Raw genomic sequence first — 24,483 nt, 5'->3', positions numbered from 1 at the left:
TTCATGAAATCCGCTGAAATCCGCGACGCCTTCCTCAAATTCTTCGAATCCAAGGGCCACCAGATCGTGGCCTCGAGTTCGCTCGTACCGCACGAAGACCCGACGCTGCTGTTTACCAACGCCGGGATGAACCAGTTCAAGGACGTGTTCCTCGGCTTCGACAAGCGTGCCTACACGCGCGCCACCACCTCGCAGAAGTGCGTGCGCGCCGGCGGCAAGCACAACGACCTCGAGAACGTCGGCTACACCGCGCGCCACCACACCTTTTTCGAGATGCTGGGCAACTTCAGCTTCGGCGACTACTTCAAGCGCGATGCGATTTCGTACGCCTGGGAGTTGCTCACCGAGGTCTTCAAGCTGCCCAAGGACAAGCTCTGGGTCACCGTGTATGCCGAGGACGATGAGGCCTACGACATCTGGACCAAGGAAGTCGGCGTGCCCGCCGAGCGCGTGATCCGCATCGGCGACAACAAGGGCGCGCGCTACGCCTCGGACAACTTCTGGATGATGGGTGATACGGGGCCTTGCGGTCCGTGCACCGAGATCTTCTACGACCACGGCGAGCACATCTGGGGCGGCCCCCCGGGATCGCCCGAGGAAGACGGCGACCGCTACATCGAGATCTGGAACAACGTATTCATGCAGTTCAACCGCGATGAGCAGGGCGTGATGCATCCGCTGCCCAAGCCCTCGGTGGACACCGGCATGGGTCTGGAGCGCATCTCGGCGGTGCTGCAGGGCGTGCACGCCAACTACGAGATCGACCTGTTCCAGGCGTTGATCAAGGCCGCGGCCCGCGAAACGTCGGCCGCCGACATGGACTCGCCGTCGCTGAAGGTGCTGGCCGACCACATCCGTGCCTGTTCCTTCCTGATCGCCGATGGCGTGATCCCGGGCAACGAAGGTCGCGGCTACGTGCTGCGTCGCATTATCCGCCGTGCGATCCGCCACGGTTACAAGCTTGGCGCGCGCGCTGCCTTCTTCCACAAGATGGTGCCCGACCTGGTCGGCGAGATGGGCAGCGCCTATCCCGAGCTCAAGGACGGCGAGCGCCGCATCGTGGACGTGCTGCGCCAGGAAGAAGAGCGCTTCTTCGCCACCATCGAGAACGGCATGGCGATCGTCGAGGCCGAGCTCGCGGCGATGGAGGCCGCGGGCAAGAAGGTCTTCGACGGCAACACCGCTTTCAAGCTGCACGACACCTACGGCTTCCCGCTCGACCTCACCGCGGACATCTGCCGAGAGCGTGATGTGACCGTCGACGCCGTCGCCTTCGACGCCGCGATGGCACGCCAGAAGGAGCAGGCGCGTGCCGCAGGCAAGTTCAAGATGGCGGCCAACCTGGACTACGACGGCCCCGAGACCGCCTTCCACGGCTACACGCTGCTGGAGGAGAAGGGCAACATCCTCGCGCTGTACAAGGATGGCGCGCCGGTCAATGAGCTGCTCGAGGGCGAGATGGGGGTGGTGGTGCTCGACCACACGCCGTTCTACGCCGAATCCGGCGGCCAGGTCGGCGACCGCGGCGAGCTACGCGGCGGCGCAGGCATCTTCGGTGTGGAAGATACGCAGAAGATCCAGGCCGCGGTGTTCGGCCACCACGGCGTGGTGCGCACCGGCAGGCTGTCGGTGGGCCAGGGCGTGAGCGCCCGGGTGGACGTGGCCGCACGAGCCGCCACCGCGCGCAACCATTCGGTCACCCACATCATGCACAAGGCCTTGCGCGAGGTGCTCGGCGCCCACGTGCAGCAGAAGGGCTCGCTGGTGGACCCCGACAAGACCCGCTTCGACTTCGCCCACACTGCGCCGATGACGGCCGAGGAGATCCGTGAGGTCGAGGAGTTGGTGAACCGTGAGGTTCTCGCCAACACCGACACCCGCGCCGAGGTGATGGCGCTGGAAGCAGCGCAGAAGTCCGGCGCGATGATGCTGTTCGGCGAGAAGTACGCCGACGAGGTGCGCGTGCTGTCGATCGGCAGCTCCAAGGAGTTGTGTGGCGGGACCCATGTCGAGCGTACTGGCGACATCGGCCTGTTCAAGATCGTCGGCGAGGGCGGTGTCGCCGCCGGCATCCGCCGTGTGGAGGCGATCACCGGTGAGAACGCGCTGCGCTACACACAAGAGCAGGAGCGTCGTGTGCAGGGCATGTCCGCACTGCTCAAGGTCCAGCCCGACGAGGTCGCCGAGCGCGTTGCCGGCATTCTCGACAACGTACGCGCGCTGGAGAAGGAACTCGCCCGCCTCAAGGGCAAGCTTGCCGCCAGCCAGGGTGACGAGCTGGTGAGCCAGGCGGTGGAGATTGGCGGCCTCAAGGTGCTCGCCGCGATGCTCGAAGGCGCTGACGTGCCGACCTTGCGCGACACCATGGACAAGCTCAAGGACAAGCTCAAGTCGGCCGCGATCGTGCTGGCGAGCGTGGGCGAGGGCAAGGTCAGCCTGATTGCCGGTGTCACTGCCGACCACACCGCCAAGGTCAAGGCCGGCGAGCTGGTCAACTTTGTCGCCCAGCAGGTCGGCGGCAAGGGCGGCGGCCGTCCCGACATGGCCCAGGCCGGCGGCACCCAGCCGGAGAACCTGCCGGCGGCGCTGGCGGCGGTGAAGGACTGGGTGGCGGCGAAGCTCTGAGCGGCTTCGCACGGTAAGGCACGGGCAGCGTCATCGCCGCCCGTGCCGCACATCATGCGCCGTACTTGCGTGCCAGCGTGTCGTGCAGGGCGACGAACTCTTGCGACAGCTTGTGCTTGGGATCGAGGTGGATCATCGGTTTGGCCTGCTCGTGCGATTCCTTGATCTTCACCGAAGCCGACAGGTAGGGCTGCAACACGGGCAGACCTTCATCGATGAGTTCCTGCACCACCTTTTGCGGCAGGGTGGCGCGCGGCTGGAACTGGTTGACCACGATGCCCTCGACCTGCAGGTTGCGGTTGTGGTCGGACTTGATCTCCTGCACGTTCTCGAGCAGCGAGTACAGGGCCTTGCGCGAAAACTCGTCGCAGTCGAAGGGGATCAGGCAGGCGTCGGCCGCGATCAGCGCCGAACGGGTGAAGAAGTTGAGCGCGGGCGGCGTGTCGATGTAGACGCAGTCGAAGTCCTTTGCCAGCTCTTCGAGCGCATCGCGCAGCTTGTAGATCTTGTAGCGCGACTCGAGTTTGGACTGCAGCTCCTCGAGTTGCGGATGCGAGGGCATCACGTGCAGGCCCTCGAAAGGGGTGGCGACGATGAAGTCCTCGGTGCCGCGCGGGTTGAGCTTGAAGTTGAGTGTCTGGTCGAAGAAATCCGCCAGTGTGGCTTCGAGGTCCTCGCCATTCGCGCCGAGGAGGTATTGGGTCGAGTTGCCTTGCGGGTCGAGGTCCACGACGAGGGTGCGCTTGCCCTGTTGCGCGCTGATCGCCGCCAGGTTGCAGGTGATGGTGGATTTGCCGACTCCGCCCTTCTGATTGAACACCACTCGCCGCATGCCTTTCTCCCCCTGTTCGTATGCGCCACGCCCTGCCTGCGGCGCGTCCGGAGCCCGCATTCTGCCAAAAACGGCCGCTGGCGGGGTGTGTGGCGGTGTCCATCGCCGTCGTGATGCGCCAGATCAGTCCGGCGCGATGCCAAATGGGGGCGGCTGCGCTAAACTTCCGCGACGTCAATCGAGGTCGTTCCTGCGCCGCTCGACGCGCAGCCACAAAAACAATTCCGCTTTTCCGAGAACATCCCGAACGATGCCCACGCAGCGCGACCGTCCCGGTCCGCTGTCGCCCCGCGGGCGAAGTGCTCGCCCGCGTTTCAGACACGACATACCTCAAGACTCGCAGAGGGGAGAACATGGACCAGGATTTCATCGCCGCCGCACTCGACTATCACCGCTCGCCGACACGCGGCAAGATTTCAGTCGTGCCCACCAAGGGGCTCACCAACCAGCGTGACCTCGCGCTTGCCTATTCGCCCGGCGTGGCGGCAGCCTGCGACGCCATCGTTGCCGATCCTGCGGAGGCCTTCGAACTCACCAGCCGTGGCAATCTGGTTGCGGTGGTCACCAACGGTACAGCGGTGCTCGGCCTGGGCAACATCGGGCCGCTGGCCTCGAAGCCGGTCATGGAGGGCAAGGGCTGCCTGTTCAAGAAATTCGCCAACATCGACGTCTTCGATATCGAACTGGCAGAGAACGATCCCGACAAGCTGATCGAGATCATCGCCGCGCTCGAGCCCACCCTGGGCGGCATCAATCTCGAGGACATCAAGGCACCCGAGTGCTTCTACATCGAGCAGAAGCTGCGCGAGCGCATGAAGATCCCGGTCTTCCATGACGACCAGCACGGCACCGCCATCATCTCTGCCGCGGGCCTGCTCAATGGCCTCAAGGTCATCGGCAAGGACATCGACAAGGTCAAGCTGGTGTGCTCGGGTGCCGGCGCGGCGGCGATCGCCTGCCTCGATCTGATGGTCAGCCTCGGTCTGAAGCGCGAGAACATCTTCGTCTGCGACTCCAAGGGGGTGATCTTCGTGGGCCGCGAGGCCAACATGGAGCCGACCAAGGCGCGCTACGCCCAGACGACCGATGCACGCACGCTGGGCGATGCGATCGTCGGCGCCGACGTCTTCCTTGGCCTGTCCACCGCCGGTGTGCTCAAGCCCGAGATGGTCGCTAAGATGGCCGACCAGCCGCTGATCTTCGCGCTCGCCAACCCGAACCCCGAGATCCTGCCGGCCGACGCCAAGGCCGTGCGTCCGGACTGCATCGTCGCTACCGGCCGTTCGGACTTCCCGAACCAGGTCAATAACGTGCTGTGCTTCCCCTTCATCTTCCGTGGTGCGCTGGATGTGGGTGCGACCACGATCAACGAGGAGATGAAGCTCGCCTGCGTGAAGGCGATCGCCGAACTGGCCGAAGCCGAGGCCAGCGACATCGTCGCCAGCGCCTACGGTGGCCAGGAGCTGAGCTTCGGCCCCGAGTACATCATCCCCAAGCCCTTCGATCCGCGCCTGATCGTCAAGATCGCCCCCGCGGTGGCGAGGGCGGCGATGGACTCGGGCGTGGCGACCAAGCCGATCGAGGATTTCGACGCCTACGTCACCAGCCTCAACGCCTTCGTCTATCAGTCCGGCATCGTCATGAAGCCCGTCTTTTCGGCGGCCAAGGCCGTGCCGCCCGAGCAAAAGCGGGTGATCTACTGCGAGGGTGAGGACGAGCGCGTGTTGCACGCGGTGCGCGTGGTGCTCGACGAAGGCCTGGCGCGCCCGATCCTGATCGGCCGTCCCGAGGTCATCGAGATGCGCATCAAGAAGATCGGCCTCAACCTCCGGCCCGAGCGTGACTTCGAGATCGTCAATCCGGAATCCGATCCGCGCTACCGCGAACTGTGGAACGAGTACTACCGGTTGATGAAGCGCGACGGCGTGACGCCCGACCTCGCCAAGGCCAAGATCCGCCGCGATACCACCCTGATCGGCGCCATGCTGCTGCGCCGCGGGGACGCCGACGCGATGGTGTGCGGCACCTTCGGTACCTACGATTACCATCTCAAGCAGGTGGAGGACGTCATTGGCCTCGCGCCTGGCGCCAAGCAGTTCGCAGCGATGAACCTGCTGCTGCTGTCCAAGCGCATGCTGGCGATCACCGATACCTACGTCAATGAGAATCCGAGCGCCGCAGAGGTGGCCGAGATTGCCCGCATGGCTGCTGAAGAGCTGAGCCGTTTTGGCATCGAGCCGAGCGTGGCGCTGCTGTCGCACTCCAACTTTGGCAGCTCGGGCTCGGCCTCGGCACGCAAGATGCGCGAAGCCTGCGAGATCCTGCGTGCGACCGTGCCTGGCCTGAATGTCGACGGCGAGATGCACGGCGATGCCGCGCTCTCCGAAGAGATTCGCGACAAGCTGCATCCGGACTCCGACCTGAAGGGCGAAGCCAACCTGCTGGTGATGCCCAACCTCGACGCCGCCAACATCTCCTTCAACCTGATGAAGATGGCCAATGGCGATGGCGTGTCGGTTGGGCCGATCCTGCTCGGGGCGGCGAAGTCGGTGCACATCGTGACGCCGTCGGCGACCGTGCGCCGGCTGGTGAACATGACAGCGCTCGCCGTAGTGGATGCCAAGGAGTCGCGCAACGCCAGAGCTTGATTCGGGCGGGTGCTTTTGATGTGGGCGCAGGCGTCGCCCATGACATGGGGTGGCCGCGCGAGCGGCTGCCCCACATCGTTTCAAGGGAGCATGCGGTCTTGATTGCATTGCCTGATCTTCTGTCGCGTCCGCTCTGTGTGGTCGGAGCGGCGCTGTTGCTTGCCTTCTCGGCACCCGTGCAGGCTGGCGATTGGTTGCTCGCGGCGACCGACACACGAGTCGTTCCCGGCCAACGCTTCGAGGTCGTCGTCGTCGCGGCGGGTAGCTCGGCACAGTGGCCGGATCGGCTGCCGGCGCGTATCGAGCTGCCCGGCGGCTCGCCCCAGGTCGCGATCGAACTCGTGGCCATGGCCGCGGCTCCAGGGGCTGCGGGCCAGCGGCGCTACTTTGCGCGCTGGCCGATGGAGGTCAATGGCGTGGTCACGCTGGCCCTGGCTGACCAGCCGCAGGCGCGTTTGCTGCTGGCCGCCGCCGCAACGACCGCCACCGATGCAGCGGAGCTTTCGCCAGCGGGCGCACTCGAGCAGATGGCGCCCGTTGCCAGGATGGCTGCCGGCACGCCGCCGGTCGAGCCGTCGGGCCTCGCCTTCCATGAGCCGATGTACTTCCTGGTCGGTGGCAGGGACCCCGTGTCGGCGCGTTTTCAGTTCAGCTTCAAGTACCGCATCTTCGCCGAGCAGGGCATCGTCGGCGAGAATATCCCGGTGGCGACAGGGCTGTACTTCGGCTTCACCCAGACCTCCTTGTGGGATCTGCAGTCCGAATCCAAGCCCTTTCGCGACTCGAGCTTCCGGCCAACGCTGTTCTACAGCGTCGCAGCGACAGACGCCGAGGATCGCCTCGCGCTGACCTTGTCCGGCGGCTACGAACATGAGTCGAACGGCAAGGAGGATACGCCGTCGCGCAGTATCGACCTCCTGTTCCTGCGCGCCGAGGGGCGCTACCTGTTTGCCGACGGACGCACCTATCTTGGTGTGGCGCCAAAGCTGTGGACTTATCTCGATCGTGACGACAACCCGGATATCGCTCGCTACCGTGGCCATGGCGAGCTCGCGCTGCGTCTCGGGCGCGATGACGGCTTGCTGTTTTCCGCCCTGGTCCGGCGCGGGACTGCCGGCAAGATCGGTACGCAGTACGACCTGTCCTACCCCATCCGGCGCAGCGTGTTTTCCGGTGTGGGCGCATTCGTGCACCTGCAGGCCTACAGAGGGTACGGCGAGACCCTGCTCGAGTACGACGAGAAGAAGGACCCACAGTACCGACTGGGGATTTCGCTGGTACGCTGAGCGCCACCATGAGGAGCCGCCCATCTGGGCGGGCAACGAAAAAGAGGAGATCACGCATGAGCCACGCGATTCGTTTTCACCGCACCGGCGGCCCCGAAGTCCTGCAGTGGGAGGCGGTGGTGTTGCCGCCTCCGGCGGCGGGCGAGGTGCGGCTGCGCCACCACGCGGTTGGACTCAACTTCATCGATACCTATCATCGCAGCGGGCTCTATCCGCTTGCGCTGCCCTCCGGTCTGGGCATGGAGGCGGCGGGCGTGGTCGAGGCGGTGGGCGAGGGCGTTACCGAGGTGAAGGCAGGCGACCGCGTGGCCTACACCAACGGCCCGCTCGATGCCTATTCCGAGCAGCGCAACATCCCGGCGCGCTTCCTGGTACCACTGCCCGATGACATCTCCTTCGAGCAGGGCGCGGCGATGATGCTGCAGGGGATCACCGCACACTATCTGCTGCATTCGACCTACCCGGTGAAGGCCGGCGAGACGATCCTGGTACATGCGGCCGCGGGCGGCGTGGGCTCGATCCTCGTACAGTGGGCCAAGCTGCTCGGCGCCACCGTGATCGGCACGGTGGGCAATGACGACAAGGCGGCGCGCGCGCTGGCACTTGGTTGCGACCACGTCATCGTCTATGCGCGCGAGCGCTTTCCCGAGCGCGTGCGCGAACTGACCGCAGGTAGGGGCGTGGCCGTGGTCTATGACTCGGTCGGACGCGACACCTTCCTCGACTCGGTGTCCTGCCTGCAGCGGCGGGGTACCATGGTGAGTTATGGCAATGCCACCGGGCCGGTTGCGCCGTTCGACTGCGCGCTGTTGCACAAGTCGGGCTCGGTGTTCGTGACCCGCCCCGGTCTGCCCGACTACATCGCCACGCGCGAGGAGCTGCTCGAGCGTGCAGCAGCGCTGTTCGAGGTGGTGCGCGGCGGCAAGGTCCGGATCGAGATCATGCAGCGCTTTGCGCTCAAGGATGCCGCACAGGCGCATCGTGAGCTCGAAGGGCGCAGAACGACCGGTTCCACGGTGCTGCTGCCCTGAGTACGGGCGAGGGGGCGGGTCGGGTAGAATTGGCGCCATGAATTCCGCAGCCAGTTCCCCGGGCGAGTCGAGCCTCGCCCCCAGCGCTCCGCGCTTCGTCCACCTCCGCCTGCACTCCGAATACTCGATCACCGACGGTATCGTCCAGCTCGACCAGGCGATCGCCGTCGCCGCGGCCGATGGCATGCCGGCGCTCGGCATGTCCGATCTTGCCAACCTGTTCGGCATGGTCAAGTTCTACAAGGGTGCGCGTGGCAAGGGCATCAAGCCGATCATCGGCGTAGATGCCTGGATCCAGAACGAAGCCGAGCGCGACAAGCCGCAGCGCGTGCTGCTCATCTGCAAGAGCCGTGCAGGCTACGGTCAGCTGTGCGAGCTGCTGACGCGCGCCTATCTGGAGAACAAGCACCGCGGCCGTGCCGAGATGCGTCGTGCGTGGTTCGAGGGCGGTGCGGCGAGCGAACTGTTGTGCCTGTCAGGTGCGATGAGCGGCGACATCGGCGCCGCCATCGCTGCCGGCAACCGCGACCTTGCCGAGCAACTCGCGGCCGACTGGGCCCGCCTCTTCCCGGGGGCGTTCTACATCGAGGTCCAGCGCGCCGGCCATCCCGGCACCGAAGCCTACATACGCCATGCGGTGGACATCGCCGGGCGGCTCGGCCTGCCGGTGGTGGCGACCCACCCGGTGCAGTTCCTCAAGCGCGAGGACTTCCGCGCCCACGAGGCGCGCGTGTGCATTGCCCAGGGCTATGTGCTCGCCGACAAGCGCAGGCCGCGCGACTTCACCGAGGAGCAGTACCTCAAGAGCCAGGCCGAAATGTGCGAGCTCTTCGCCGACCTCCCCGAGGCGCTCGAGAACGCGGTCGAGATCGCACGCCGCTGCTCGCTCACGGTACAGCTGGGCAAGAACTTCCTGCCGCTGTTCCCGACTCCCGAGGGCATGACGCTGGACGACTTTCTCGTCCACGAGGCCAAGGCCGGCCTCGAGCGGCGCCTCGCCCAGCTCTACCCCCATCCCGAAGAGCGCGAGAAGCAGCGCCCGCGCTATGAGGAGCGGCTCAAGTTCGAGACCGACACCATCATCCAGATGGGTTTTCCGGGCTACTTCCTGATCGTTGCCGACTTCATTCGCTGGGGCAAGAAGAACGGCGTGCCGGTGGGCCCGGGCCGCGGCTCGGGCGCGGGTTCGCTGGTGGCCTATTCGCTCGACATCACCGACCTCGACCCGCTCGAGTACGCGCTGCTGTTCGAGCGCTTCCTGAACCCGGAGCGGGTGTCGATGCCCGACTTCGACATCGACTTCTGCCAGGACAACCGCTACCGCGTCATCGAGTACGTGCGCGAGCGCTACGGCAAGGACGCAGTCAGCCAGATCGCCACCTTCGGCACCATGGCCTCAAAGGCGGTGGTGCGTGACGTCGGCCGCGTGCTCGACCTGCCCTACGGCCTGTGCGACCGCCTGTCCAAGCTGATCCCGATCGAGGGCGCCAAGCCCGTCTCGCTGAACAAAGCCTACGAGATGGAGCCGCAGATCGGCGAGATGATGAAGGACGGCAACGACGGCGAGGCCATCCAGACCCTGTGGGGGCTGGCGCAGCCGCTTGAGGGTTTGAGTCGCAACGTCGGCATGCACGCCGGCGGGGTGCTGATCGCGCCCGGCAAGCTCACCGACTTCTGCCCGCTCTACATCGCCGACGGCGATGACGCCACGCCGGTTTCCCAGTTCGACAAGGACGACGTCGAAGCCGTCGGCCTGGTCAAGTTCGACTTCCTCGGCCTGCGAAACCTCACCATCATCGAGCTCGCGCTGGAATACATCGCGCGCATGACCGGCAGCCGCCCCGACCTCATGAGCCTGGGCTTCGAGGACCCTGCCGCCTACCAGATCCTGAAGGACGCCAACACCACGGCGATCTTCCAGGTCGAATCGGACGGCATGAAGAAGCTGCTCAAGAAGCTCGCGCCCGACCGCTTCGAGGACATCATCGCGGTGCTCGCGCTCTATCGCCCCGGTCCGCTCGGCTCGGGCATGGTGGATGACTTCATCCTGCGCAAGAAGGGCCAGCAGGAGATCGACTACTTCCACCCCGACCTGAAAGCCTGCCTGGAACCGACCTACGGCGTCATCGTGTACCAGGAACAGGTGATGCAGATCTCGCAGATCATCGGCGGCTACACCCTGGGCGGCGCCGACATGCTGCGTCGCGCGATGGGCAAGAAGAAGGCCGATGAGATGGCCAAGCATCGCGCCACCATTGCCGAGGGCGCCAAGCACAAGGGCTACGACCCGGCGCTCGCCGAGCAGCTCTTCGACCTCATGACCAAGTTTGCGGAGTACGGCTTCAACAAGTCGCACACCGCCGCCTACGCGGTCGTCACCTACCACACTGCCTGGCTCAAGGCGCACCACTGCGCCGCCTTCATGGCGGCGACGATGTCGTCCGACCTGGACAATACCGACACCGTCAAGATCTTCTACGAGGATACGGTCGCCAACGGCATCGCGGTGTTGCCGCCGGACGTGAACGAATCCGACTACCGCTTCGTGCCGGTGGACCGCAAGACCATCCGCTACGGCCTGGGTGCGGTGAAGGGCGTGGGTGAGCCAGCGGTGCGGGCGATCCTCGCGGCGCGCGAGAAAGCGGGTGTTTTTCGCGACCTGTTCGATTTCTGCGAGCGCGTCGACCGCCGCATGGTGAACCGCCGCGTCATCGAGGCGCTCATCCGCGCTGGCGCAATGGACACGTTGTCAGGCCACCAGGGCCTGGACCGCGCCCAGCTGATGGCCACCGTGGCACTGGCGATGGAAGCTGCCGAGCAGGCGGCGGCCAACGCCATGCAGGGAGGCCTTTTCGACCTGATGCCGGAGGCTGCGGGTGCGGCGCCCGAGTTCGCCAGGATCCGCCCCTGGACCGAGCGCGAGCGGCTCAAGGAGGAGAAGCTTGCGATCGGCTTCTTCCTCTCCGGCCACCCATTCAATGCCTTCAAGTCCGAGGTGCGTCGCTTCGTCCGCCGCACGCTGGCCCAGCTCGAGCCCTCGCGCGACCTCACCATGCTCGCCGGCGTTGTGATGGAGCAGCGCACCAAGGTTGGCAACCGCGGCAAGATGGCCTTCATTCTGCTCGATGATGGCACCCAGCCGCGCGAGGTCACGGTGTACTCCGAGGTTCTGGAGGCCAGCCGCGGCAAGATCGTCACCGACGAGGTGCTGGTGGTCGAGGCCAAGGTGAGCAACGACGACTTCTCCGGCGGGCTGCGCATCAACGCCGACCGCCTGCTCACGCTTGGCGAGGCGCGCAGCCGCTTCGCGCGCGCGCTGGCTTTGCGCATCAACGGCGAGGCCGCAGCGAGCGGAGGCCCCCTCGCTGCGGCGGGCAAACTGCAGACCCTGCTCGAGCCCTTCCGTGACGGCGGCTGTCCGATTCGCGTGCGTTACCGCAATGCTGCGGCCGAGGCCGAACTGCCCTTGGGCGAGGCGTGGCGCGTCAGGCTCGAGGACGCCTTGCTCGAGAGTCTGCGCGAGTGGCTGCCACCCGAGGCCGTCGAGGTGGTTTACCCGGCGTGAGCATTGCCACCGCGTCGTTCAGGCATAGGCCAGCTCCGGTTCCTTGCCGCTGAGTTGCTGGGCACGGATCAGCGCTGCGGTGAGGTTGTCGGTGACGTTTCCGTCGCCAAGCTGGTCCAGGAAGCCCGAGCGGAAAACCAGCGAGCCCGGCTGCGCGTTCAGGCCGCAGAGCACCAGGTAGGCGCCGCGTTTGCCGAGGTTGCGATGCAGGGTCTGCAGGATGTCCAGGCCGGTGGTGTCGATGCTGATGACCTTGTCCATGTCCAGAATGACCACGTCGGGATGTCCATCCTGCATCAGCAGCAGGTTCTCGAGCTTGTTGGCGGCGCCGAAGAACAGGCTGCCGAACATCTTGTAGGCGAGAATGCGTGGCGTACCGTCTTTACGTTCGACTGCACCTGCACCGTAGTAGTCCTCGAGTGCCACGCGCTCGATACGGGTGAGATCCGACATCCGGTAGATGAAGAACAGGCTCGCCAGCACCATCCCGATCTCGACTGCCAGCGTGAGGTCGAACAGCACGGTGATGAAGAAGGTGCCGAGCAGGATGGTGCGGTACTGCAGCGAGTAGCGTGTCAGTTCGCCAGGTGCGAAGGCGTGCCATTCGCCCATGTTGATGGCGACCACCACTACGATGGCCGACAACGTGGCGAGCGGGATGTGGCTGGCCAGGGGGGCGAGTGCGAGCACGATCGCCAGCAGCACGCCGGCATGGATCACGCCTGCGATCGGGGTGCGGCCGCCGCTGCGGATATTGGTGGCGGTGCGCGCGATGGCGCCGGTGGCGGCGAAGCCGCCGAACAGCGGCGCGGCGACGTTGGCGATGCCTTGTGCCATCAACTCCTGATTGGGGTCGTGGCGGTCGTCGATCTGGCTGTCGGCAACGCGGGCCGACAGCAGCGACTCGATGGCGCCGAGTAGCGCAATGGTGAGTGCCGGTGTGATCAGCTTGCCCAGCGTGCCCAGGCTGAGTTCGGGCAGGCCGAAGCTGGGGATCTCCTGCGGAATGCCGCCGAAGCGGCTGCCGATGGTGTCGACCGGCAGGGCGAACAGGGCATTGACTGCCGTCATGACGATCAGCACTGCCAGTGGGCCGGGCAGGCGGCGCATCCAGGCAGTGCGTGCAGCCTGCCGGTTCCAGCCCACCAGAATGACGAGCGAGGCGGTGGCGACGGCTACAGTGGCAGGGTCGATGCTCGGCAGCGCGCGCCACAGCGCCGCCATCTTGGCGAAGAACTCCCCCGGCAGATTGCCGACCTGCAGGCCGAGGAAGTCCTTGATCTGCGAGATGAAGATGACCACCGCGATGCCGTTGGTGAAGCCGATGACGACCGACAGCGGGATGAAGCGGATCATGTTGCCCAGGCGCAGCGCACCCATGGCGAACAGCAGCACGCCCGACATCATGGTGGCGATGAGCAGGTTCTGCACGCCGTGGTCGACGACGATGGCGTAGATGATGGGGATGAAGGCGCCGGTGGGGCCGCCGATCTGAACCTTCGAGCCACCCAGCAAGGAGATGAGCAGGCCGGCGACGATCGCCGTCCAGATGCCGGCCGTGGGCGACATGCCCGAGGCAATGGCGAAGGCCATCGCCAGCGGCAGGGCGAGCACGCCGACGGTGATGCCGGCGGAGATATCCCCGGCGAGGCCGCTGCGGCCATAGCCGGGCAGGGTGTCGAGGAGTTTGGGGCGGAACTGGATCTTCATGCTGTCTCCGGTGCAGGTCTGGACGAAGCTTGCAGCACCGCCCGACGGGCGGCGCTAGGGAGACAGCCGCCCTCGACCTGCGTGATGCAGGACCATCCAGCGTTTCGAGGGCGTGAGCGGCATGAAGTCGGCGCCTTACTTGACCTTCATGCCAGGCAGGGCGCCGGCGTCAGGCGACAGGATGAAGAGCCCTGGGGTGCTGCCGTCGGTGTCCGAGGCCGCCAGCACCATGCCCTCGCTCATGCCGAACTTCATCTTGCGCGGTGCCAGGTTGGCGACCATCACCGTCATGCGCCCGACCAGCGAGGCGGGATCGTAGGCCGACTTGATGCCAGCGAAGACCTGGCGCGGCTTGGGGTTGCCGGCCTCATCCGTCTCGCCGATGTCGAGCGAGAGGCGGATCAGCTTGTCCGCACCCTCGACATGCTCTGCGTTGACGATCTTTGCGATGCGCAGGTCGACCTTGGTGAAGTCATCGATCGAGATGTGGGCCGAGGGTGTCTCGGCTGACTGCGCAGCGTGTTGCTGCTTCTCGGCGTGGCGCTGTTGTGAGGACGCAGCCTTGGCTACCGCAGCGTCCTTGGCCGGCGCCGCGGCAGGTGCGAGCGACTCGCGGTTGGCCTCGAGCAGGGCATCGATCTGCTTGCGCTCGACGCGGGTCATCAGGTGGCTATAGGCCTGGATGGCGTGGCCGGCGGGCAGCGCCGCCCAGTCGCCCCGCCAGTCCATCGCCGGGATGGCGAGGAAGGCCTCGACCTGCGCGGCCAGCGCCGGCAGCACCGGCTTGAGGTAGCGGGTGAGGTCGCGGAACATGGTCAGCGCGGTGCTGCACACGGCGTGCAGGCGGGCCTCCTGGCCTTCCTGCTTGGCGAGCTCCCACGGCTTGTGGTCGTTGACGTACTGATTGGCGACATCGGCCAGGCGCATGATCTCGCGCAGCGCGCGGCTGTAGTCGCGCTCGTCATAGGCGGCGGCGATGCGACCCTCGGTCCAGGCCGCTGCGAACTCGGCACAGGCGGCGGCATCGACTTCGCCCAGCTTGCCACCGAAGCGCTTGCCGATGAAGCCGGCGCAGCGGCTGGCGATATTCACGAACTTGCCGACGAGGTCGGAATTGACCTTGGCGATCATGTCGTCGAGGTTGAGGTCGACGTCTTCCATGGTGCCGTTGGACTTGCCGGCGAAGTAGTAGCGCAGCCACTCGGGGTTGAGCTTCTGAGCGATGTAGGAGTGCGCGGTGATGAAGGTGCCGCGGCTCTTGCTCATCTTGGCGCCGTCGACGGTGAGAAAGCCGTTGACGCACAACTGGCTGGGGGTGGCATAGCCGGCGAACTTCAGCATTGCCGGCCAGAACAGGGCGTGGAAATAGAGGATGTCCTTGCCGATGAAGTGCACCATCTCGGTGCCGGCCACGGCGGCGCGGGAGGCGTCGGTGTAATCCTCGACCGCAATCGTCTCGCCCGTGGCGGCGCGCTTCTCGGCGAGGTTGCGGAAGCTGGCGAGGTAGCCGATCGGCGCGTCCAGCCAGACGTAGAAGTACTTGCCCGGCGCGCCCGGGATCTCGAAGCCGAAGTAGGGCGCGTCGCGCGAGATGTCCCAGTCGGAAAGCTTGTTTTCGCCAGCTTCGCCGAGCCACTCCTTCATCTTGTTGGCGGCCTCCGCCTGCAGGCGGCGCTCACCGGCGGTGTTGGTGCCGCGCGTCCATTCGCGCAGGAAGGCGACCGCGCGCTCGTCCGAGAGGCGGAAGAAGTAGTGCTCCGAGGTCTTCAGCACCGGCTTGGCGCCGGATACCGCGGAGTAGGGGTTCTTGAGTTCGGTGGGGGCGTAGGCCGCGCCGCAGGCTTCGCAGTTGTCGCCGTACTGGTCGGCGGCACCGCATTTGGGGCACTCGCCCTTGATGAAGCGGTCGGGCAGGAACATCTCCTTGACCGGGTCGTAGTACTGCTCGATCGAGCGCGTGTCGATGAGGCCGCCGGTCTTGAGCTTGCCGTAGATGTCCTCGGCGTAGAAGCGGTTCTCGGCGCTGTGCGTGGAGTGGTAGTTGTCGAAGGCGACGCCAAAGGCGGTGAAGTCGCGCAGGTGCTCGCCGTGCACGCGGTCGATGAGCTGCTCGGGGGTCAGGCCTTCCTTTTCGGCGCGCAGCATGACCGGCGTGCCATGGGTGTCGTCCGCACAGACGTAGTGCACCGCATGGCCGCGCATGCGCTGGTAGCGCACCCAGATGTCGGCCTGGATGTAACCCACCAGGTGGCCGAGGTGGATGTCGCCGTTGGCGTAGGGCAGGGCGTTGGTGACGAGGAGCTTGCGGGACATGTTGGGCGTGCGCAGATTAAAGACGCCGAGTTTATCAAACGCAGCCGCCGACGTATGGTTCGCGGCGCGGCGCGCAGGAGATCAGGGCAACTGGCGCAGCAGCAGTTCGACTCGGCGGTTGCGCATGCGTCCCTCTTCGGTGGCGTTGCTGGTGAGCGGGTCGGCCTCGCCGCGGCCGTCGGCCTGCAGACGCTCGAGCCCGATGCCGCGCTGGCGCAGGTGTTCGACGACGGCCTCCGCGCGCGCGATCGACAAGCGCAGATTGACCATCTCGCTGCCCTGGCTGTCGGTGTGGCCGATGACCTTCACCAGCACGTTGAGGTTCTCGGCGAGGACGGGGGCGAGGGTGTCGAGCACGTGTGCGAGCGAGGGGCGGATCTCGGTGCTGCCCGAAGTGAAGCCGTCCGCGACAGGGATCTGCAGGTTGATGCCTGCAGCGTCGATGGGGCCGATCTGAATGGCGGGCAGCGTGCTGGCCACCGTGCCCAGTTCGGTGCGCAGTGCCTGCCAGTCCGGCGCTGCAGTGGCCGGCCGTACCAAGGCATGCTTGTGCACAGGGTCGCTGCCGGCCTCGTCGCCGGGTGCGAGGCCGGGGGTTGCGCAGGCGGCCAGAAGAGCCAGGGGAAGCAGGGCGAGGCATGACGGTTTGGGGGGGCGTGCTTTCATCATGGCTAGGGTGTGTGGTCGAGTCTGAAGGGAGCGCTCGCAGCAGGGGGAAACCCTGCTGCCGTCGCGGATGAGCGAAACGTTGCGCTCCGGTATGATGCGGCGGATTTCGCCAATGTTCGGCGATCCCGGATTATCAAGGAAAACGCGATGAGTCTTGATCAGGAAACCGTAACCGAAGCCCTCCGCCAGCTGATCGACCCGAACACGGGCAAGGATTTCATTACCGGGCGCAGCATCCGCAATCTGGTGGTCGAGGGCGGCAGCGTTCGCTTCGACGTCGAACTGGGGTATCCGGCGAAGAGTCAGCATGAGCCGATCCGGGCCTTGCTCGCGGATGCGCTGGCCAGGTTGCCCGGCGTGACCAGCGTAGAAGCGCGCGTCAGCAGCAAGGTGGTGGCCCATGCAGTGCAGCAGGGGGTAAAGCTGCTGCCGGGCGTGCGCAACATCATCGCAGTGGCTTCGGGCAAGGGCGGTGTCGGCAAGAGCACGACGGCGGTCAACCTGGCATTGGCGCTGGCGGCCGAGGGCGCGCGCGTGGGTATCCTCGATGCCGACATCTATGGGCCATCGCAGCCCCAGATGCTGGGCATCGGTGACCAGCGTCCGGTGTCGGACGATGGCAAGACCATGATCCCGCTCGAGGCCTACGGCTTGCAGGCGATGTCGATCGGCTTCCTGATCGAGCAGGATACGCCGATGGTGTGGCGCGGCCCGATGGCAACGCAGGCCCTCAACCAGTTGCTCAAGGACACCGCCTGGCACGACCTCGACTATCTCGTCATCGACATGCCGCCGGGTACCGGAGACATCCAGCTCACGCTGTCGCAGAGCGTGCCCGTAACCGGGGCTGTGATCGTCACCACGCCGCAGGACATCGCCTTGCTCGACGCACGCAAGGGGGTGAAGATGTTCGAGAAGGTGGGGGTGCCCATCCTCGGCGTGGTCGAGAACATGAGCATCCACATCTGTTCGAAGTGCGGCCACGAGGAGCACATCTTCGGGCAGGGCGGGGGCGAGAAGATGTGTGCCGATTTCGACACCCCTTTCCTTGGCGCCTTGCCGCTCGACATCCAGATCCGCTCCGAGGCCGATAGCGGTGCCCCCACCGTGGTGGCCGATCCGGACGGCCGCATTGCTGCGCTCTACAAGCAGATCGCGCGCAAGGTCGCGGTGCGTATTGCAGAGAAGGCCAAGGACATGACCCACAAGTTCCCTAACATCGTGGTCAAGAACAGCTGAGTTCACGGGCCGGGCGTGCGGGATGCTGCAGGAGGGCAGCTCGCGCGCGATGCCCTTTCCTGCGGCGCGCGCTTGCCCTACACTCACGCGCTTTGAAACCGGCCCCCGGGGCCGCACTGGAAACGCGCCGATGTCCATCAAGTCCGACAAGTGGATCCGCCGCATGGCCGACGAGGCCGGCATGATCGAGCCGTTCGCGCCGGAGTTGGTGCGCAGCAACGACAGCGGCCGCATCGTCTCCTACGGCACGTCAAGCTATGGCTACGACGTGCGTGTGGCCAACGAATTCAAGATCTTCACCAACATCAACTCGACCATCGTCGATCCGAAGGATTTCGACGCGCGCAACTTCGTCGATTTCACTGGCGACGTGTGCATCATCCCGCCGAATTCCTTTGCGCTGGCGCGTACGGTCGAGTACTTCCGCATTCCGCGCAGCGTGCTGACGGTGTGCCTGGGCAAGAGCACCTACGCGCGCTGCGGCATCATCGTCAACGTCACCCCGCTCGAGCCGGAGTGGGAGGGCCATGTGACGCTCGAGTTCTCCAATACCACGCCGCTGCCGGCCAAGATCTACGCCAACGAAGGCGTTGCGCAGATGCTCTTCTTCGAGTCGGACGACGTGTGTGAAACGTCCTACAAGGACCGGGGTGGCAAGTACCTCGGACAGACTGGCGTGACCCTGCCCAAGATCTGAGCGCTGGCGTGTGCCACCACTGCATGAACGGGGCCGCCTGACGGCCCCTTGTGCTTTCTCGAACCACTTTCGGTAACGTGCAGGCAACGCTCGACGAGTAAATTGCCTGTTTTGTCCGTCCCGCAAGGACCCCGCAGGAGAGGACCAGGATGAAATTCCATTTCCCCATCATCATCATCGACGAGGATTTCCGCTCGGAGAATACGTCCGGACTGGGGATCCGCGCGCTTGCCAAGGCGATCGAGGAAGAGGGCATGGAGGTGCTGGGCGTCACCAGCTACGGCGACCTGACTTCGTTTGCCCAGCAGCAGAGCCGCGGATCGACGTTCATTCTGTCGATCGACGACGAGGAGTTCTCTTCGCCCGAGGCCTCGGCCAAGGCGATTGCCGATCTGCGCGCATTCGTGGTCGAGATTCGCTTCCGCAATGCGGACATCCCGATCTTCCTGCACGGCGAGACGCGCACCACGCGGCACATCCCCAACGATGTACTGCGCGAGATGCACGGCTTCATCCACATGTTCGAAGATACGCCGGAGTTCATCGCTCGCTACGTGGTGCGCGAGGCGAAGAACTACCTCGATTCGCTGGCGCCGCCGTTCTTCCGCGCGCTCACGCACTACGCGGCCGACAGCTCGTATTCATGGCACTGCCCGGGGCACTCGGGCGGCGTCGCCTTCCTCAAGAGCCCGGTGGGGCAGATGTTCCACCAGTTCTTCGGCGAGAACATGCTGCGCGCGGACGTGTGCAATGCGGTCGACGAACTCGGCCAACTGCTCGACCACACCGGCCCGGTGGCGGCCTCGGAGCGCAACGCGGCGCGCATCTTCAACTGCGATCACCTGTACTTCGTCACCAACGGCACATCGACCTCGAACAAGATGGTGTGGCACACCACGGTCGCGCCCGGCGACATCGTCGTGGTGGACCGCAACTGCCACAAGTCCATCCTCCACTCGATCATCATGACCGGCGCGGTACCGGTGTTCCTGACGCCGACGCGCAACCATTACGGCATCATCGGACCGATTCCGCTCGAGGAGTTCTCGGTCGAGAATATCCAGAAGAAGATCGAGGCGAACCCTTTCGCACGTGAAGCCAAGAGCAAGAAGCCGCGTATCCTCACCATCACCCAGTCGACCTATGACGGCGTGGTGTACAACGTCGAGACGATCAAGGACATGCTCGACGGCGAGATCGATACGCTGCACTTCGACGAAGCCTGGCTGCCCCATGCGGCGTTCCACGATTTCTACGGCGATTACCACGCCATCGGCGCCGATCGTCCGCGCTGCCGCGAGTCGATGGTGTTCTCGACCCAATCCACGCACAAGCTGCTGGCCGGCCTGAGCCAGGCCTCGCAGATCCTGGTGCAGGACTCGCAGACGCGCAAGCTCGATCGCGACATCTTCAACGAGGCCTACCTGATGCATACCTCGACCTCGCCACAGTACGCGATCATCGCGTCCTGCGACGTCGCTGCGGCGATGATGGAGGCGCCTGGCGGGCCGGCGCTGGTCAATGAGTCGCTGTCGGAGGCTGTCGAGTTCCGCCGCGCAATGCGCAAGGTCGACGCCGAGTTCGGCGATGACGACTGGTGGTTCAAGGTGTGGGGGCCGGAGTTCCTGGCCGAAGAGGGTATCGGTACGCGTGAAGACTGGACCCTTAAGGCGGGCGAGCGCTGGCATGGTTTCGGAGACCTGGCCGATGGCTTCAACATCCTTGACCCGATCAAGGCCACGATCATCACGCCGGGCCTCAACATGGACGGAGACTTCGCCGAGCATACGGGCATTCCGGCGGCGATCGTCACCAAGTATCTCGCCGAGCACGGCATCATTGTCGAGAAGACCGGGCTCTATTCCTTCTTCATCATGTTCACCATCGGTATCACCAAGGGTCGCTGGAACACCATGGTGACGGAGTTGCAGCAGTTCAAGGACGACTACGACCGCAACCAGCCGCTATGGCGGGTGATGCCCGAGTTCATCGCCAAGCACCCGCGCTACGAGCGCGTGGGCCTGAAGGATCTCTGCGACCAGATCCACAGCTTCTACAAGGCGCATGATGTCGCGCGCCTGACCACGGAGATGTACTTGTCGGACATGGTGCCGGCAATGAAGCCTGCCAATGCCTTTGCGAAGATGGCTCACCGTGAGATCGAGCGCGTGGCTCTGGACGAGCTCGAGGGTCGGGTCACCGCGATGCTGGTAACCCCTTATCCGCCGGGTATTCCGCTGCTCATCCCGGGCGAGCGCTTCAACGCCACGATTGTGCGCTACCTCAAGTTCGCGCGCGATTTCAATGCCCGCTTCCCTGGCTTTGAGACTGATATCCATGGTCTCGTGAAGGGCGAAGATGGGCGCTACCACGTCGACTGCGTTGCCGACTGAGCGCGCTCGTAGCCGCAACACGTGAAAAAGGGCCGCTGAGCGGCCCTTTTTTCATTTTCTTCGCTGGCTCAGCAGCGCTGGTATTCGACGAAGTCGAAGTCGTATTCGTTGTCGGTATCGGCCGTGCGTGCGTCGCGACGCAATTCGATGAACTGCGAGCGGTCCAGCATCGGGAAGTGCGCGTCGCCGTCAACGTCTGCCCACACCTCGGTCAACACCATGCGGTCGGCCTGCCTGAGCAGGGTGTTGTAGAGCTGAGCGCCACCAATCACGAACAAGGTGCTGGCGCCGGCTGCGGCTGCAATGGCGGCTTGAGGGTCATGGAAGACTTCGGCGCCGTCCGCGGTAAACGCGGGGTCGCGGGTGACCACCATGTTGCGCCGTCCGGGCAGCGGGCGTCCCAGGGACGTCCACGTGTTGCGGCCCATCAGGATGGGGTGTCCCATGGTCAGGGTGCGGAAATGCTGCAGGTCAGCCTTGAGGCGCCAGGGCAGTCCGTTGTCGCGCCCGATCACCCCGTTGCGGGCGACTGCTGCGACGATCACGATCTCGGGGGTATTGTCATTCATACGGCAACAGGGGCCTTGATGTGCGGGTGGGGGTCGTAACCATCGAGGGCGAAGTCCTCGAAGCGGAACGCCAGGATGTCTTTCACCTGCGGGTTGAGTACGAGCCGCGGCAAGGCACGCGGCGTGCGGCTGAGCTGCTCGCGAGCCTGTTCGAGGTGATTCATGTAGAGATGGCAATCTCCACCCGTCCAGACAAAATCGGCGACTTCGAGTTCGCACGCCTGTGCAACCATGTGGGTCAGCAAGGCGTAGGAAGCAATATTGAAGGGCACGCCGAGGAAGATGTCCGCACTGCGCTGATACAACTGGCAAGACAGTTTGCCGTTCGCGACGTAGAACTGAAAAAGGGCGTGGCAGGGCGGCAGTGCCATGTTGTCGACCTCGCCTGGGTTCCACGCGGACACGATGTGGCGGCGGGAGTCGGGGTTGCGCCGGATGCCCTCCACCAGGCGGGCGATCTGGTCGATGCTGCGACCGTCTGCTGTCTCCCACCGGCGCCATTGCTTGCCGTACACCGGGCCAAGCTCACCATCGGGCGCTGCCCACTCGTCCCAGATCGACACCCCATTCTCCTTCAGGTAGCGAATGTTGGTATCGCCTTGCAGGAACCACAGCAGTTCGTGAATGATCGAGCGCGTATGGAGCTTCTTGGTCGTGACCAATGGAAAGCCGGCGCGCAGATCAAATCGCATCTGCCAACCGAACACGGACAGGGTGCCTGTCCCAGTGCGGTCAGTTTTTGCATCACCGTGCTCGAGCACATGCCGCATCAGATCCAGGTACTGTTGCATCGCTTCATCTCGTGTAAAAGCGTGATTTTAGCCCGCAATGAAAACGTCGCCAGCGATCCGTGTCGGTGTGTCCCGGTGGGCCTGCGGCGGAGTGATGATAGGGCCTCCCGCGCGCGGCGTGCGGATGCCCTGGCGACGGGGCGCAAGTCCAGGCGCCGAGCGGCGTGCAGGGCGAACATTGTGCTAAGCTCGACGATATGAAATATGCGCAGGTCCGACTTGCGCGAAGCCGGAGGCTGTCCGCGTACGAGCCGCCGCGATCTGGGGGGCAGGGGTGGATAATATGGCAGCGACGCTCGATTTCACGCCTGCCGGGGTGTTGGCGGGTGGAGGTAATCCTGTCGCTGGGCTGGAGGCAGCCACAGCCACCCTGCGTGCCCTCTACAAGCCTGGTAGTCCGCGAGCCGAGGCCGCCGGCTTCTCGGTGGCATCCGCCTTTGACGATGCGTTGCGTACGGCTATCGAGCGCGCAGCGCCGCTCTCGGTGGCGCGTGGTGTCGAGCGCGACCCGAGTCGCGGTGCAAATTGGTGGGGGCGGTGGCTTGCCGGTGTTCGTGACGCATCAATGGCTGTCTGCGATGCCTACTGGTGCATATCACCGGAGGCGTTGGCAGCGGCGGGGAACGGAACCGTTCGTCTGCGTCTTGCCGGCAGTCTCGTAGAGGCCATCAAGTGGTCGGCCTGCGATCGCTTCAGTCCGGACGAGGTGCTCTGGCAGCGCCTGTCAGGCTTGCTCGTTGAAACCGTCAGCGCGGACGCAGGCCTGATCGTGGGCGACGTGCCCGGGGTGGCGCGAGAGTTTCTGCGTGCTGTTGCCTACCACAGCGTTGGTCTTGATCAGCTGGAGCTGGATCGAGCGCTCGCCATGGTCCATCTCGTCGATACCTGCGTACCTTTCCTGTCTCTTGGCTCTGCCGTATCGGGGGCGCCCCAGTACGTGATAGACCTCGGTGCCGGGGGCGCACCGCAGCGGCGGTATTCGACTGGCGCTGTCAGTCAGCTGTGTTTTGCTCCCTGGGGGGCCGACGAGCTGCTGGTCGGTTTCGAGCGGCAGCTCGCTGAAGGTAACGTGCCGCTCGTTTTTGGCAAGCTTCCCCGTGAGCTGATGCTGGAGACCGTAAGGAGGCTGCGCAATCAGTGGTCCAGGACGCCCCCGGTTCGCTTGCGCAAGCGTTATGCGCAGGATGCTACGGTAGAGATCACACGCGGACTGATGGAGTTGCGTCAGGTGCTTGCTGGTGAGGTGCGGCAGCTCGCGAGAGTCTGGCGGGTCTGCGACCTCAGTCGCAGCGGCCTGCAGATAAGGGCCGCAAGCGACCCCTCTGGTGCTTGGCCCGACGTCGGTGAGTTGCTTGGAGTCCGCTTCACCGATGGCGAGGGCTGGCAACTCGCCGTCGTCAGGCGCCTTCAGATGTGGCCCGATCATGCCCGCCTCGGACTTGAGCTGGTGTCACGTCATCCAGTGCTGGTTGTACTGGATGATGGTCGGCTCTCAATTGAGGCGCTGCTGTGCGATCAACCTGCGCGCGGGGAGGCTGTGCGCCTGCTGCTGGGCCCGGAAGAAGTAGTGGGCACGGAGACCGTGTTCATGAAGCACGGTGGGGGGGTGCTCAAACTACGCTTGCTTGGGGAGCAGCCCTCGCCGTTTGGTGACGCTCGAGGTTACCGGCTGCAAGTGTTTCAGGTTGGCTGATAGTCATCCGCCCTTGGTGTTCGAGCAGGCATCGACTGAGCGGCGCCGGTCGTGATTGGATGCCCAGGCTCGCTACCTTGCTGAAGTTCGGGTTCATGCATCCATTTAAAACCTTGATCGTTATTTTTCTTGACGGTCTGGATTGGGTGTCTATAATGCGCACCTCTTCAGCGCTGCAGCAGTTTCTTCGGAAGTGCAGGCGGCGGTGGAGTTGGGAGGTGAGGTGGGTGTTTGGTGGATCTTTGTTCGGCGCAGCCGGGCGGCGGTAAAAAAAGATTCACGAAATGCTTGACAGTGAGTTTGAAGCTGATCATAATCTCATTTCTCTGCTGCAGCGAATGCAGCGCTCTTTAAAAAATTGAACAACCGATAAGTGTGGGTGCTTGGTGGTTGTGGTCGAAAGCGGCTTCGGTCGTTTTGGT

General features: G+C 64.8%; 15 protein-coding genes. 9 read left to right on the top strand and 6 right to left on the bottom strand.

Annotated elements, in window-relative coordinates; genetic code table 11:
- The first annotated feature begins 3 nt into the window (after positions 1 to 3).
- Positions 4 to 2,625, top strand: coding sequence for an alanine--tRNA ligase (alaS, locus tag B447_RS08850; RefSeq protein ID WP_002938873.1), 2,622 nt, complete (start codon positions 4 to 6; stop codon positions 2,623 to 2,625).
- Between the two features lie 52 nt (positions 2,626 to 2,677).
- Here alaS and B447_RS08845 read toward each other — a convergent pair whose 3' ends face one another.
- Positions 2,678 to 3,457 carry a ParA family protein gene (locus tag B447_RS08845; RefSeq protein ID WP_002938869.1) on the bottom strand — a complete coding sequence of 260 codons (780 nt, stop codon included), beginning with the start codon at positions 3,455 to 3,457 and terminating at the stop codon, positions 2,678 to 2,680.
- Between the two features lie 353 nt (positions 3,458 to 3,810).
- Between B447_RS08845 and B447_RS08840 the strand changes: the two genes are divergently transcribed.
- From B447_RS08840 to dnaE, 4 genes are all read left to right on the top strand, one after another.
- Positions 3,811 to 6,105, top strand: a complete 2,295-nt coding sequence (locus B447_RS08840) for an NADP-dependent malic enzyme (protein WP_002931737.1) — start codon at positions 3,811 to 3,813, stop codon at positions 6,103 to 6,105.
- A gap of 98 nt (positions 6,106 to 6,203) precedes the next feature.
- On the top strand, positions 6,204 to 7,391 hold the full coding sequence (locus B447_RS08835; RefSeq protein ID WP_232431596.1) for a phospholipase A: 1,188 nt from the start codon (positions 6,204 to 6,206) through the stop codon (positions 7,389 to 7,391).
- Between the two features lie 56 nt (positions 7,392 to 7,447).
- Complete coding sequence (locus B447_RS08830; protein ID WP_002931739.1) at positions 7,448 to 8,422, top strand: quinone oxidoreductase family protein; 975 nt, start codon at positions 7,448 to 7,450, stop codon at positions 8,420 to 8,422.
- Positions 8,423 to 8,459: 37 nt separating this feature from the next.
- Positions 8,460 to 11,987 carry a DNA polymerase III subunit alpha gene (gene dnaE / locus B447_RS08825; RefSeq protein ID WP_002938865.1) on the top strand — a complete coding sequence of 1,176 codons (3,528 nt, stop codon included), beginning with the start codon at positions 8,460 to 8,462 and terminating at the stop codon, positions 11,985 to 11,987.
- 18 nt (positions 11,988 to 12,005) lie between these two features.
- On the opposite strand, the gene B447_RS08820 is transcribed toward dnaE, so the two are convergent.
- The 3 genes from B447_RS08820 to B447_RS08810 form a co-directional block, all read right to left on the bottom strand.
- Entirely contained in the window at positions 12,006 to 13,697 is a 1,692-nt protein-coding gene (locus B447_RS08820) for a SulP family inorganic anion transporter (RefSeq protein WP_002938863.1), read from the bottom strand.
- Between the two features lie 135 nt (positions 13,698 to 13,832).
- Entirely contained in the window at positions 13,833 to 16,010 is a 2,178-nt protein-coding gene (gene metG / locus B447_RS08815) for a methionine--tRNA ligase (RefSeq protein WP_002938861.1), read from the bottom strand.
- Between the two features lie 81 nt (positions 16,011 to 16,091).
- Positions 16,092 to 16,679, bottom strand: coding sequence for an OmpA family protein (locus B447_RS08810; RefSeq protein WP_002938860.1), 588 nt, complete (start codon positions 16,677 to 16,679; stop codon positions 16,092 to 16,094).
- A gap of 147 nt (positions 16,680 to 16,826) precedes the next feature.
- Between B447_RS08810 and apbC the strand changes: the two genes are divergently transcribed.
- The 3 genes from apbC (at position 16,827) to B447_RS08795 (ending at position 21,008) form a co-directional block, all read left to right on the top strand.
- A complete protein-coding gene (gene apbC, locus B447_RS08805; protein ID WP_002938859.1) occupies positions 16,827 to 17,918 on the top strand; it encodes an iron-sulfur cluster carrier protein ApbC in 1,092 nt (363 codons plus the stop codon).
- Between the two features lie 130 nt (positions 17,919 to 18,048).
- A complete protein-coding gene (dcd, locus tag B447_RS08800) occupies positions 18,049 to 18,615 on the top strand; it encodes a dCTP deaminase (RefSeq protein ID WP_002931753.1) in 567 nt (188 codons plus the stop codon).
- A gap of 149 nt (positions 18,616 to 18,764) precedes the next feature.
- A complete protein-coding gene (locus B447_RS08795; protein WP_002938858.1) occupies positions 18,765 to 21,008 on the top strand; it encodes an arginine/lysine/ornithine decarboxylase in 2,244 nt (747 codons plus the stop codon).
- Between the two features lie 68 nt (positions 21,009 to 21,076).
- Here B447_RS08795 and B447_RS08790 read toward each other — a convergent pair whose 3' ends face one another.
- Together B447_RS08790 and B447_RS08785 are read right to left on the bottom strand one after the other, a co-directional pair.
- Positions 21,077 to 21,577: a dihydrofolate reductase gene (locus B447_RS08790; RefSeq protein WP_002931755.1), complete on the bottom strand. Its 501-nt coding sequence runs from the start codon at positions 21,575 to 21,577 to the stop codon at positions 21,077 to 21,079.
- A complete protein-coding gene (locus B447_RS08785) occupies positions 21,574 to 22,368 on the bottom strand; it encodes a thymidylate synthase (protein WP_002938856.1) in 795 nt (264 codons plus the stop codon). The genes B447_RS08790 and B447_RS08785 overlap by 4 nt, the downstream gene beginning before the upstream one ends.
- Positions 22,369 to 22,651: 283 nt before the next feature.
- Here B447_RS08785 and B447_RS08780 point away from each other — a divergent pair, with 283 nt between their 5' ends.
- Positions 22,652 to 24,061, top strand: coding sequence for a hypothetical protein (locus B447_RS08780; RefSeq protein ID WP_037982605.1), 1,410 nt, complete (start codon positions 22,652 to 22,654; stop codon positions 24,059 to 24,061).
- The last annotated feature ends 422 nt before the right edge of the window (positions 24,062 to 24,483 follow it).

This window comes from Thauera sp. 27, from assembly GCF_000310125.2.
GTDB classification, from domain to species: domain Bacteria; phylum Pseudomonadota; class Gammaproteobacteria; order Burkholderiales; family Rhodocyclaceae; genus Thauera; species Thauera mechernichensis.
Note: the sequence above shows the minus strand (reverse complement) of the source record. Positions and strands in the feature narration are given on the sequence as shown.